Raw genomic sequence first — 12,280 nt, 5'->3', positions numbered from 1 at the left:
GCAAAATAAAAAAGCCTCCCGGCCGCATGGCGGGGAGGCTTTTGACGAAAGGACAATCAGGTCGTCGTCGTTGGTGCCACGTAGGGTACGAACGTCATCGTCACATTCTGCAGGTAGACGCTGGTGGTAGCTTCGAAGCCGGAGTCGATGCCGAGCAGGACCCAGACCTTGCCTTCCGCATCGGTCTTGACGCGGATGCCGGTGGTGTTGCGCACCAGTTTCGAGGCGTAGGTGGCCGAGCCGTCGCATGGCAGGCCGTTGGCGATATTGCCCAGCATCATCGAGGCGGCACCCGGCGCGGCCTGGTTGCCGTGGTCGATGTTCAGGCGGGTGTCGCCGTTGGTGGTGACCGCTTTCGGTTCGGTGGCCGACGCCGCCGCGATCACCCACACCGATTCGCCCGGCGCGCCACCGACGCCCATGCAGCCGGAATGCGCGTTGCTGAGGAAGTTCATCGACGTGACGGCGAACGTGTATTCGGTATTCGCCACCAGGCCGGTGAACTGCTTCTTCACGTACAGCAGCAGGTCGTCGCTGCGGTTGGTGCCGCTGACGTAATAAGCCTTGCTGTCCTTGTACGCGGCGCCGAGGCTGCTGATGTCGCGCAGTTCGAACACGACGTTGGCCGGTGCGGTATCGGTCGTGTAGTCGCTCGACTCGCCGGTCCAGCCGCTGGCATCCACCTTGAAGTCCTGCGTCTGCACCATCGAGTAGGCGGTGCCGGTGCCGCCGGTGGAGGTGCCCGCCGGCTCGTCGTCATCGCCGCCGCAGGCGGCCAGCAGGGCCAGGGTCGCTACCGACAAAGCGGCTTTCCAGGTACGGGTCATTGATTCGTCTCTTTTCTGTGCAGGGGAACGGAAGGCAACATTTTAGAAAGGAATGTGCAACTCGTGTGATGTATTTGTAACGAGTTGTAGGGCCACTAACGATTGCGCCCCGCCGATAGGGCTCCGCTCCTTACTTCCACTCCCCGCGCAGCGCCAGCACTTCCTGCTGCAACCGCTCCGGCGTGGCCGCATGCGGCGCCACCGGCAGGCCCACCGCCAGCGCGAGCCGCGAACGCAGGCCCTTGCGGAACGCGCGTTCGAACACGTTGCCCTCGCTGCGCGACAGCAGGTGCCCCCACAGGCCGCGCAGCGCCATCGGGATCACCGGCACCTGCGAACGCTCCACGACCTTGGCAATGCCTCCCTTGAACTCGTTCATTTCGCCGGTCGTCGTCAGGCGACCTTCGGGAAAGATGCACACCAGCTCCCCCTCGTGCAGCGCGTGGGCGATATCCACGTAGGATTTCTCCAGCAGCCACGGGTCTTCCTTGGCCGGCGCGATCGGGATGGCCTTCGCGGTGCGAAAGATCCAGCCCAGCAGCGGCGTGCCGAAGATGCGGTGGTCCATCACGAAGCGGATCGGCCGCGGGCTTGCCGCCATGATCACGATCGCATCGACATAGCTGACGTGGTTGCAGACCAGGACCGCGGCGCCGTGCTCGGGAATGCGGCCTGCCTCGATCACCTTCACCTTGTGCACCGTGTGGATCAGCAGCCAGGCCAGGAAGCGCATCAGGAACTCTGGCACCAGGGAGAAGATGTAGGCGGCGACGATGCCGTTCATGATGGCGGTGGCCAGGAACAGCTCGGGGATCGTGAGGCCCTGGCCCAGCAGCAGGATCGCCACGCCGGCCGCTGCCACCATGAACAGCGCGTTCAGGATGTTCATGCCGGCGATCGTGCGCGACAGGTGCTTCGGATCGCAGCGCAGCTGGATCAGTGCGAACAGCGGCACGATGAAGAAGCCGCCGAACACGCCGATCATCACCACGTCGAACAGGATGCGCCAGCTGCCCGGCTGCGCCAGCATGCCGAGTGCGTCGACCGTGGCCGCCGCGGGCACGACGTAGCCCTGGCTGGCGAAGTACAGGTCGATGCCGAACAGCGACAGGCCGATCGAGCCGAACGGCACGAGCCCGATTTCCACCTTGCGGCCGGAAAGCTTCTCGCACAGCAGCGAGCCGGCGCCGATCCCCAGCGAGAACACGGTGAGCAGCAGCACGAACACGCTGTGATCGCCCTTCAGGTACGTCATCGCGTACACCGGAAACTGCGCCAGCACCATCGCGCCGTAGAACCAGAACCAGGAATTGCCCAGCATCGACAGGAACACCGTGCGGTTGCCGGCCGAGTACTTCAGGTTGCGCACCGTTTCCGTGAACGGGTTCCAGGCGATCCGCAAGTCCGGCGCCGGTGCCGGCGTTACGGGAATCCGGTAACTGGCCAGCAGCCCGAGTACCGCGAAGCCGACGGTGCCGGCGGCCACCACGGGGATGCCCAGCGATGCGTGCATCACCAGCACGTCGCCGAACACCTGCCCCAGCAGGATGCCGACGAAGGTGCCCATCTCCACCATGCCGTTGCCGCCGGTGAGTTCCTCGGGCTTCAGCTGCTGCGGCATGTACGAGTATTTGACGGGGCCGAACAGCGTGGAGTGCGTGCCCATCGCGAAGATCGCCAGCACCAGCAGCCAAAGGCTGTGCGTCATCCAGCCCAGCGCGGCGATGCCCATGATGGCGATTTCGGCCCACTTGATGAAGCGCACCAGCCGCGCTTTCTCGAATTTCTCGGCGATCTGGCCGGAAGTCGCCGAGAACAGCACGTAGGGCAGGATGAACAGGCCTGGGATCAGATTCGTCACCATCGACGGCGACAGGGTCGTCCAGCTGGCGGCATCGAACGTGAGCACGACGATCAGCGCCGTCTTGAACAGGTTGTCGTTGAAGGCGCCCAGGAACTGGGTCCAGAAGAACGGCGCGAAACGGCGCTGCCCGAGCAGCGCGAACTGGCTGGCGTGCTGTGGAGCGGCATGCGCGCTGGCTTCGTGCGGATCGGTGGGCTTCGTCTGGCTCATGGGAGGCATGGGGATCGATGGAACCGACAACATACCGCACATGACTGGTACAGGACAATACACTTGCCTTGTACCAGTGGCATAGCTGCCGCATCCAAGCGGCAGCTACACTCCATCGGTATCAGAACTGCTGTTGATCGATGCGATGTTGGGGATCGTACGGGCCCGCCGGCAAGCCTTGGCCGACGCGGCCGACCGCGATGCCGTTGACCGTGCGCGCCAACGGGATGTAGTTGGGCTTGGCCTTCTCCATCGCTGCGACGACAGCCTTGGCAATCAGCCCGGCTAGTCCGCCCGAAGATTGCTGCGCGGCGGGGTCGTATGCCATCTTTTCCTGATGTACCCATAGCGTCTCGCCCGACTTTCCGCTCTTGAGGGCATAACTCATTTCTACCGTGGTTACAGTAGACAGCACTGCATATTTCGAATCCCAGCGCTCGATCACGGCATACAGCACGGCGTCCGCACCGAACAGTTCCGCAAGGCGACGCGGATCGCTGCCGTGTACCAGATCGGCATCGGCCATGCCATCGTCTTCCATCACACGCTTGACCAGATTGACTGGGAATACGTAGTAACCCCGTTCTGCGATCGGCTGGGTAATCGTGGACAGGAAGTAGTCAGGCGCATCGACATCCACGCTTCGGCTCACGACAGGCACTACCAGCACTGAGCGAGGCGCGTCAGCGCGCAAAGCACTGTAATCCTTGTGGACAGGCTGCTTGGTAGCACAACCGCTCAGGATCGCCAGCATGGCTCCCAAGATGGCAAATAATCGAATCGCACCCCTCATTGCTTTACCTCGTTCGTTGTCGTGGACTTGGTCTCCGCCAACTTGATCATCTTGTTCATCAGACTAGCCGATTCAGGCCAGCGTGCCTTTTCCTTCGTAAACAATCCGGCTGCCTCCTGGTGCTTGCCCTGCTGTAGCAACAGGAAGCCATACTCCGCATAGACACCCGGCGGGACGGGCCGATTGGCCTTCTCGGCGTTGACGATCGTGGCATCGATCGACGCTACCAGTGCGTTCAGGTTTGCAGGTGCCTTGTAGTACTCGTAAAGCGACTGTTCATAGCTGCCCCATTCATATTTCTTTTGTGGAGCTGCGCACGCTGTCAGCACGAACAATGCGGCCAAGATGAGGAAGCGGTTCATTTAAGCCCTTCCGCGCCGACCACCACTACTGCTGTTTCACCGGCCCCGGCAAAGATCTGCTGGGTATGCAGCAACGTGGCCCCCTGCTTGACCTCGATCCGGTGCGCACCTTCTTCAATCATCACCTTCCGGGCCTTGCCGTCATAGAGTGCAGCCTCGCCGATCTGGATGCCGTCGACATACAGCAAGGCTCCCGCCGGGGCTCCCTGTACGGCGAGCGCAGGCCGCAATGAACCCGTCTTTACGTCGGTCGTCGGCAGCGCGCAGCCGGCCAGTGCCACCGCCATGACAATAGTCATCATAGTTTTCATGTCATTTCCCCGCTTCGGTAATGAAATAGCCGTTCGTGCCGCTTGTCGGCAGCGTTCCACTGACCAGCTCCGCGACCGCGCCTTCGTTACTCTCGGCATCGCCAAAGAGAGAAACCACGCGCACTGTGCCAACCGCGGTGGCAGGCAATGCAATCTCAAAACCGGTTTGCCCGCTCTTGACTTTTTCGCCTTCACGCATCACGGCAAACGTATCGCCCGACCGGATGCCCTGCCTGGAACCGCCCGACATGAATACCTGCCGGCCGTCGCTCTTCAGGATATCGGTACGCCAGCGGCGCTCTTCCAGCTTGTTCATCAGCGAAGTCAACACGTCGGAAATGGCGGCGCCGATCGCGCGGTCGTTCAACGTGGCATCGTAGTCTGCGCGGCTACCATAACCTGCGATCTCGCCGGACTCGGTATTCGCTTCGCCCGTGCCGCTGGCGGTAAAGAAGATGTGTCCGGTCCGTGCGTCGGCCAGGCGTATTTCAACCTTCGCCCTGGCGGTTTGCACCTTGGTCGAACTGAGGAAGCCAGCCTTGCCGGTGGTGCTGCGACCGAATTCCGTGACTGAGCCAAGTACCAGTGCATCGACACCGATCAGGTCTGCAGCGGATGCACCAGTGCGCTTCTGTTCGTCGGCGATCCTGCCCAGATCCTGGCGCTCGAACACCAGGAATCGATTCGACCCCACGAGCCGACTTGCCAGCATGTCGGATGCCTGCTTGCCAAGCGGATCGGCATTGGCGTCGGTCAGCAGCGAGCGGCCGTAGCGCGTTTCATTGGAAAACCGCCCGATCGCGATCTTGCGCTTGAAGATTTTCTGTTGGGGAAGCGCCGCAGCCTTTTGTGCTTCGATCTGCTGTATCCGGGAAACAGGCGCATCAACGGCGACCGGTGGCGTCGACGTTGTTGCGCACGCGCTCAACAGGAGAGCAACTCCTGCAACGCCTAAATGCTTGCTCATCAAAATAATCCAAAGACTGAAATAATAAGCTGCGCATATTACTGTTTAACAATAAAAATTGCATCAATATAATTTTCAGAGTTGGTTAGGATTGGAGAGATTTTCGGAGGTATCGCTGTGCTAGTAATTAGCGACCAAGCTCGGCGCCAATACAGCCCCGGAACCTGGTTCATCAAGGCGGATTATCCAAGCGGCAGACGATCGCGATGCGCGTACCGGCGCCATTGCCCTCGCAATCGCTGCCGCTGCCGATCGAAAAGCTGCGTTCACCGCTGCACGCGCCGCGGCACCCTCGTCAGTTAGCGTCTAAGGCTTGCGCCCCACCAGGTTGATCAGCGTTTCCTCGCGCACGGCGCGCGGCTTGATGCGGAATACCCGCTCCAGAATACCCAGGTCCTCGCGGCTCCACCACAGGAACGGGTAGGACACGGCGCTGTCCGGCACGTCGAAGCCGGCGCCGCGCACCATGGCGAGATACTCGGGCGCGGTCTTCTGCACGTCCATCGGGTGGCGGAACAGCAGCCGGATGATCCACGAATGGATGTAGCGCCGCGTCGATTCCGCGAACAGCAGCACGCCGCCAGGTTTGAGCACGCGGAAGAATTCCGCGATCGCGCGCTCCTGGTCGATCAGGTGGTGGAAGGTCTGGTGGCAGAACAGCAGGTCCACCGAGTCATCCGGCAAGGCGATGTTTGAGCTGGAGCAGCAGACGAATTCTGCGGCGATGCCATGCTGCGCCACCTCCTTGCCGGATGCCTCGATCATTTCCGGATCGATGTCCATGCCGATCAGCCGCTTCGGCGCGAAGCGCTCGTGCAGCTTCGGCAGCGAACGGCCGTAGCCGCAACCCACGTCGGCCACCACATCGAAGCTCTTGCGGCCGGGCGGCATCAGGCGGTCGAGGTCCGCGAGCGCCCGCTCCAGCACGTGCACCGTCCACGTTTCGGTGCGCAGGAACCATTTGCCGAACTCCGTTTCCGGCACGTGCGGTTCGGCGGGCGCCTGCACCGCCGGCTGCATTCCCTGTGGCTGAACATTCATACATTTTTCCTATACTTTGGTGCGGGCGGGCCCGCGATGACCAATCTATAATGCAGCCCGTTTTCATCCGAAGCCACCAACGTGCCGATCGTGCCGACCCGTCCACTGCTCTGTTTCATCCTTGCCGCCGTTGCCCACTTTGCCCACTTTGCCCACTTTGCCCACGCGGCGCAGGACGAGTCGCCCACTGCGCCCCCGCCACTGTGTCCCGCCCCGTTGGTACCGGCTGCCACGCCGCTTGAAACAGCCGCACCGGCGCCGATCCGCTTCCTGCTCAGCTTCGACGATGGCCCGAGCGGCTCGAACGGCGACAATCCCACCGTGCGCGTGCTCGACACGCTGGCCCACAACGCCGTGCAGCCGGGCATCAAGGCCGTGTTTTTCACGCAGACGCGCCACTGGCACGGCGGCGGTACCGACACCGGCCGCGCGCTGATCCGGCGCGAGCACGAGGCCGGCCACGTCGTGGCACTGCACTCGGCCACCGCCACGCATGCGAACCACCGCTTCATGGACACGGCCGAACGCGACGCATCGCTGCGCCGCGGTGTCGACGACCTGCGCACGCTGACCGGCAGCACTCCGCTGCTGGTGCGCCCGCCGTTCTGGGCCTACGACGCCGCCACGCTGGACAGCTACCACCGCCACGGCCTGCACATGCTGCTGACGGACCTGAACGCCAACGACGGCAAGATCTGGGGCGTCAACTTCAGCTGGCACAAGCGGTCCAACATGCTCGCCATGCTGGCCGAGACGCGCAAGCGCTGGGCCGCCGGCACCATGCATACGGTGGACGGCCATACGCCGGTCGTCGTCACCTTCCACGACGTGAACGGCTACACGGCGCGCAACCTCGAGGTCTACCTGCGCATCCTGGTCGACGTCGCGCGCGAACTCGACATCCCTGTCGCCGGCAAGCCGTTCTATGACGAGCGCGACGCGCTCGAGCGCGCCGCGCTGGCCAGCACCGTCAAGAGCGCCGACGAACATCCACGGCTGCCGGGGTTCTGGAACTGGCTGTGGCAGTAGGTTTTCCGGGTGCCGGATGCATCGTGCCGCCTGGTGTCGGACATCGTTTTATGGTGTCGGACACCGGTTTCTGCGGGAACGCTGCTGAAAACCGGTGTCCGACACCTGAAGGTGTCCGACACCAGGGTCAACGGATGCTTCACAAGTCCACGACACTCACCCGCGGCATCGCCGCCAACGGTTCCCCACTGCACACCACCACCGACAATTCCCCGTGCGGCAGCGCATACGTGCCGCACGCCGCCACGCCCAGCTTGATGGCGGCTTCCTGCGCGCTCCACGCGCCATAGAACGCATCGACCCGCGCGCCGTCGGGCAGTGCCGCGAGCCGCGCACAGGTGGCCGCGTCGAACGCCTGCTCCGCCAGCGCAGCGATATCGCGCGCGGCATCCTTCATTTCGATATCCAGCCCGAGCGCGGTACCCGCACTCAGCGCGCAGGAAACCCACGGGCCGCTGTGCGACACCGACAGCCCCGGCAACGCCACGGCCGGCGCCAGGAGCCAGGGCGCCCGCCCCGGCGCCCCGCCCAGTTCCACCGACCGCGGTGGAACATCGAGCAGCGCACCGATGGCGATCCTGAGCAGCGCGCGCGCCGCGACGAACTGGCGCCGGCGCCCTTCGCGCACGAAGCTGCGTTCGCGTTCGCCCGCGCCCAGCCATGCCGAGTACGACGCCAGCCGCGCGTCGTCCAGCCCGTCGATACGGGCGAGCCAGACGTGCGCGGCCGCCGGCACCTTACTTGGCCAGCTTGACGAAATCGGCCTTGAAGGCGACGCCGCTGACGATGTTGCCGTCATGGCATTCGAATTCCGTCTGGCTCGACATTTCCTTGTGCTTGTAGTTGCTGACGATATTGACCACCGCATCGGCGCCCACCGACTCGGCCTTCTTCTTCAGCGCCAGCATGGCGGACAGGAAGGCCCAGTTGCACGCTTCCTCGGGCGACTTGCCGACGCTGTTGGTCTTCTGGCTGGTGCTGTCGGACGTGATCTTCGACGCCACTTTCGGCGTTTTCTGGTCGCCGAAGTAGAACTGCACCGTATCGCCCAGGCGCCCTTTCGCGTCGTTCACGTTCATCGCATTCTCGATCGGAACCATCATCACGCGGTCGGCCGCGACGGCCGGCACGGAGGCAGCGGTGGCCGAAGCCGACAGGACCAACGTCAACATCGCTTTTTTCATTTTTCTTCCTTTGCTGTGGTGGATAAACTGGTTTCTAGACGCGTTTGAAGATGAGGGAGGTATTGATGCCGCCGAATGCGAAATTGTTCGACATGACGTATTCGCACTGCAGCGCGCGGCCGGCGCCGGCGATGTAGTCGAGCGGCGCGCATTGCGGATCCACCGCATCGAGGTTGATGGTGGGCGCGAACCAGCCCTCGCGCATCATCTCGATGCTGATCCAGGCTTCCAGCGCGCCGCAGGCGCCCAGCGTGTGGCCCATGTAGCTTTTCAGGGAACTGATCGGCACGGCGCTGCCGAACACCTGCTGCGTGGCGTGCGATTCGGCCACGTCGCCCTGCGCGGTGCCGGTGCCGTGGGCATTGATGTAGCCGATCGCCGACGCTTCCAGGCCGGCATCCTCGAGCGCCAGCAGCATCGCCGTCTTCATCGTCGCCGCGTTCGGCTGCGTCACGTGCACGCCGTCGCTGTTGGTGCCGAAGCCCACCAGTTCGGCGTGGATGGTGGCGCCGCGCGCCAGCGCGTGTTCGCGTTCTTCCAGCACCAGCGCGCCGGCGCCCTCGCCGATCACCAGGCCGTCGCGCTGCGCGTCGAACGGGCGCGGCGACGTGTGCGGCGCATCGTTGCGCGTGCTGGTGGCGAACAGCGTGTCGAACACGGCCGCCTCGGTGGCGTCGAGTTCCTCGGCGCCGCCGGCCAGCATCGCCGTCTGCGCGCCGCTCTTGATCGCTTCATACGCATAGCCGATGCCCTGGCTGCCGGAAGTGCAGGCCGACGAGGTGGTGTACACCCGCCCGGTCATGCCGAAGAACACGCCGATGTTGACCGGCGCAGTATGCGCCATCATCTTGATGTACGTGGTGGCGTTAATGCCCTTGGTGGTGCGGTCTTCCATCATGCGGCCGAAGTCGCCGATCGCGCTGGGCGTGCCGGCCGAGGAACCGAACGACACGCCCATGCGGCCGGAGGTCAGCAGCGGATGGTCGAGCAGTCCCGCGTCCTGCAAGGCCAGTTCGCTGGCGCGGGTGGCCATCAGCGCCACCCGGCCCATGCTGCGCGTGGTCTTGCGGTTGTAGCGCGCGGTGAGCTCGAACGGCGCGGCAGGCGCGCCGAGGTTGGTGTTCAGGCCTTCGTAGTTGGCCCATTCCTCCATCCGCACGATCGCGTTGCGGTACTCGCCCAGGCGCTGGCGCACCGCGGCCCAGTCATTGCCGATCGGGCTGATCCCGGCCATGCCGGTGACGACGACGCGGCGGTTCATGCCAGGCCACCGTTGACGGAAATTACCTGCCGGGTGACGTAGCCGGCATCCTCGGCCATCAGGAAGCTGACGGCGGCGGCCACCTCTTCCGGCTTGCCGACGCGGCGCGCCGGGATCATCTTCAGCACCTCGTCCATCGGCACCTCGCTCGTCATGTCGGTGTCGATCAGGCCGGGCGCCACGCAGTTGACCGTGATCGCCCGCTTGGCCAGTTCCAGCGCCAGCGCCTTGGTCGCGCCGATGATGCCCGCCTTCGCGGCACTGTAGTTGACCTGCCCGCGGTTGCCGACCAGGCCGGACACGGAAGCCAGCGTGACGATGCGGCCCGGCTTGCGGCGCTGCACCAGCGGCATCACCAACGGGTTCAGCACGTTGTAGAACCCGTCCAGGTTGGTGCGGAGCACGAGATCCCAGTCCTCGCCCGACATCGCCGGGAAGGCATTGTCGCGCGCGATGCCGGCATTGGCGACGACGCCGTAGTAGCAGCCGTGTTCGGCGATATCCGCTTCCAGCGCCGCGGCCGTGGCGGCGCGGTCGCTCACGTCGAACTGCAGCACGCGCACAGGGTTACGCAAACCCGGCCCCATGCCGGCGATCTCTGCCGCGACCGCGTCGGCCTCGGCGCGTCCGCTGCGGCAATGCAGTACGACGTCGTAACCGTCGCGTGCCAGGCGCAGCGCGATGGCCTTTCCGATGCCGCGCGACGATCCCGTCACCAGCACGCTCAGGCCCTTGCCCGTGGGCTTGTCGTTAAAATGTTCGGTACTCATGCTGCTGTTCCACCTGAAAGAAACTCGTTGACATTGTCGGGCTGGTAAACCGTCACGGTAGCCGTGGCCACGGTGCTCCCGCCCGCGTCGATGCGGCATTCGAACGCGCCCAGGCCGTTGTCGCCCTGCAGCGCACGATGGGCGTGCACGCGCAGCACGCTGCCCACCGCGAATGCGGGAACGCCCGCTTCGTACTTGCGCGATCCCAGCAGGAAGCCCACCTTGACGGGATCGCCGTTGCGCCGCGCCAGCCAGCCGGCGTGCGCCGCGATCGCCTGCGCCATGTATTCGATGCCCACCCACGCGCCGACGGCCGCGCCGTCGCAGAACATGCTGTCCGGGCGGATCGTCACCTCGGCGCACAGGTCGTCGTTGTCCACGCTGACCAGCCGGTCGAGCAGCACCATCGAGCCCGAATGCGGCAGCACCTCGGCGACCGGTGGAAGTGCCGCCTCGGCTTGCCGCGCAGGCGGCGCCGCGCGTCCCAGCACCAGCACGGCATTCGACCCGCCGAACGCGAACGAGGTGCTCAGCACGTGGCGCAGCGGCCGGCCCAGCGTGGCGCCCACGGGCACCAGGTTCAGCGCCGGCAGCGCGGGGTCCGGCGCGCCGTCCCACAAATGCGGCGGCAAGGCGCCCCTGGCGTTTTCCGGCTGCAGCGCCAGCCAGCACAGTGCCGCCTCGATCGCCGCTGCGGCGCCCAGCGTATGGCCGGTGAACGGCTTGGTGGAACTGGCCGGCACTTCGCAGCCGAACAGCCCGGCGATCACTGTCGATTCCATCGCGTCGTTCTGCTGCGTGGCGGTGCCGTGCATGTTGATGTAGTCGATGTCGGCCGGCTGCAGGCCGGCGCGCCGCAGCGCGTCGGCCATTGCGATGCGCGCGCCGTTACCGGCCGGATCGGGCGCGGACATGTGGTGGCCGTCCGACGACTCGCCCCAGCCGGCCAGCATCACGGCCGCCGGTTCGCGCGTCAGCAGGAACAGCGCCGCACCTTCACCGATGTTGATGCCGTTGCGGTTGGCGCTCATCGGGTTGCAGCGCACGGCGCTGACCGACTCCAGCGCCGAAAAGCCGGCCACCGTGAAGGCGCACAGCGAATCGGCGCCACCCGCCACCACCGCGTCGCACAGGCCCATGCGGATCAGCCGGGCGGCGCTGGCCATCGCCTTGGCGCTGGACGAACAGGCGCTCGAATGCACATACGCCGGCCCTTCGACTCCCAGCTCGTCGGCCAGCAGCGCGGCCGGCGATCCCATCTCCTGCTGGCCGTAATGGAATCCGGGCGCCAGGTCGCCATGCGCGACACGGTGCAGCAGCGCCTTTTCCGTTTCGGCGATGCCGGACGTGCTGGTGCCGACGATGACGCCTACCCGGTCCGCGCCGAACCGCGCGATGGCCGCATCGACGGCCGGCCGGATCTGCGCCAGCGCGGCCAGCGCCAGCGCGTTGTTGCGGCTGCGCTGTGCCGCCGGCAGGTGGTCGATGGACGGCAGCGCCGCGCGTACCTGCCCCAGCGGCAGCTCGCGGCCCGGCGAGCAGTCCGTGGTCGGCAGCACGCCCGAGGTGCCGGCGAACAGGTTCGCCCGCACCTCTTCGAGGCCGGTGCCCAGCGCGCAGACGATGCCGCACTCGTTCAGGTAGACGTTCATTGCATTCAT

The 12,280-nt window shown here is 65.0% G+C and carries 13 protein-coding genes and 1 pseudogene; 1 reads left to right on the top strand and 13 read right to left on the bottom strand.

Going from position 1 to position 12,280, the window contains the following annotated elements; genetic code table 11:
- Positions 1-56: 56 nt before the first annotated feature.
- From FHS02_RS26175 to FHS02_RS26145, 7 genes are all read right to left on the bottom strand, one after another.
- Positions 57-827: a hypothetical protein gene (locus FHS02_RS26175; protein ID WP_137314086.1), complete on the bottom strand. Its 771-nt coding sequence runs from the start codon at positions 825-827 to the stop codon at positions 57-59.
- A gap of 130 nt (positions 828-957) precedes the next feature.
- Complete coding sequence (locus FHS02_RS26170; RefSeq protein ID WP_137314087.1) at positions 958-2,901, bottom strand: MFS transporter; 1,944 nt, start codon at positions 2,899-2,901, stop codon at positions 958-960.
- 121 nt (positions 2,902-3,022) lie between these two features.
- On the bottom strand, positions 3,023-3,655 hold the full coding sequence (locus FHS02_RS26165; RefSeq protein ID WP_229422663.1) for a DUF799 domain-containing protein: 633 nt from the start codon (positions 3,653-3,655) through the stop codon (positions 3,023-3,025).
- A gap of 35 nt (positions 3,656-3,690) precedes the next feature.
- Positions 3,691-4,056, bottom strand: a complete 366-nt coding sequence (locus FHS02_RS26160) for a DUF4810 domain-containing protein (RefSeq protein ID WP_137314089.1) — start codon at positions 4,054-4,056, stop codon at positions 3,691-3,693.
- Positions 4,053-4,367, bottom strand: coding sequence for a hypothetical protein (locus FHS02_RS26155; protein WP_137314090.1), 315 nt, complete (start codon positions 4,365-4,367; stop codon positions 4,053-4,055). The genes FHS02_RS26160 and FHS02_RS26155 overlap by 4 nt, the downstream gene beginning before the upstream one ends.
- 1 nt (position 4,368) lies before the next feature.
- Entirely contained in the window at positions 4,369-5,334 is a 966-nt protein-coding gene (locus FHS02_RS26150; protein WP_137314091.1) for a CsgG/HfaB family protein, read from the bottom strand.
- Positions 5,335-5,640: 306 nt separating this feature from the next.
- Positions 5,641-6,375, bottom strand: a complete 735-nt coding sequence (locus FHS02_RS26145; RefSeq protein WP_137314092.1) for a class I SAM-dependent methyltransferase — start codon at positions 6,373-6,375, stop codon at positions 5,641-5,643.
- Positions 6,376-6,465: 90 nt separating this feature from the next.
- On the opposite strand from FHS02_RS26145, the gene FHS02_RS26140 reads away from it, so the two are divergent.
- Positions 6,466-7,404 carry a polysaccharide deacetylase family protein gene (locus FHS02_RS26140; RefSeq protein ID WP_229422665.1) on the top strand — a complete coding sequence of 313 codons (939 nt, stop codon included), beginning with the start codon at positions 6,466-6,468 and terminating at the stop codon, positions 7,402-7,404.
- A gap of 139 nt (positions 7,405-7,543) precedes the next feature.
- On the opposite strand, the gene FHS02_RS26135 is transcribed toward FHS02_RS26140, so the two are convergent.
- The 6 genes and pseudogenes from FHS02_RS26135 to FHS02_RS26115 all read right to left on the bottom strand — a co-directional run.
- Positions 7,544-8,140: a 4'-phosphopantetheinyl transferase family protein gene (locus tag FHS02_RS26135; protein ID WP_137314093.1), complete on the bottom strand. Its 597-nt coding sequence runs from the start codon at positions 8,138-8,140 to the stop codon at positions 7,544-7,546.
- 1 nt (position 8,141) lies between these two features.
- Positions 8,142-8,588 (bottom strand): excinuclease ATPase subunit, encoded by a 447-nt coding sequence (locus tag FHS02_RS26130; RefSeq protein WP_137314094.1) that lies wholly within the window; start codon positions 8,586-8,588, stop codon positions 8,142-8,144.
- Between the two features lie 34 nt (positions 8,589-8,622).
- A complete protein-coding gene (locus FHS02_RS26125; RefSeq protein WP_137314095.1) occupies positions 8,623-9,849 on the bottom strand; it encodes a beta-ketoacyl-ACP synthase in 1,227 nt (408 codons plus the stop codon).
- Complete coding sequence (locus tag FHS02_RS26120) at positions 9,846-10,619, bottom strand: 3-ketoacyl-ACP reductase FabG2 (protein WP_137314096.1); 774 nt, start codon at positions 10,617-10,619, stop codon at positions 9,846-9,848. Before FHS02_RS26120 ends, FHS02_RS26125 begins: the two co-directional genes overlap by 4 nt.
- Positions 10,616-11,110 (bottom strand): hotdog family protein, encoded by a 495-nt coding sequence (locus FHS02_RS32150; protein ID WP_371870587.1) that lies wholly within the window; start codon positions 11,108-11,110, stop codon positions 10,616-10,618. The genes FHS02_RS26120 and FHS02_RS32150 overlap by 4 nt, the downstream gene beginning before the upstream one ends.
- Positions 11,099-12,271 (bottom strand): annotated as a pseudogene (locus FHS02_RS26115) (beta-ketoacyl-ACP synthase); the annotation flags it as partial. The gene FHS02_RS32150 and the pseudogene FHS02_RS26115, both read right to left, overlap by 12 nt.
- Positions 12,272-12,280 lie beyond the last annotated feature (9 nt).

Origin of the sequence: Pseudoduganella umbonata (assembly GCF_014192225.1) — a bacterium.
Lineage (GTDB): Bacteria > Pseudomonadota > Gammaproteobacteria > Burkholderiales > Burkholderiaceae_D > Rugamonas > Rugamonas umbonata.
Note: the sequence above shows the minus strand (reverse complement) of the source record. Positions and strands in the feature narration are given on the sequence as shown.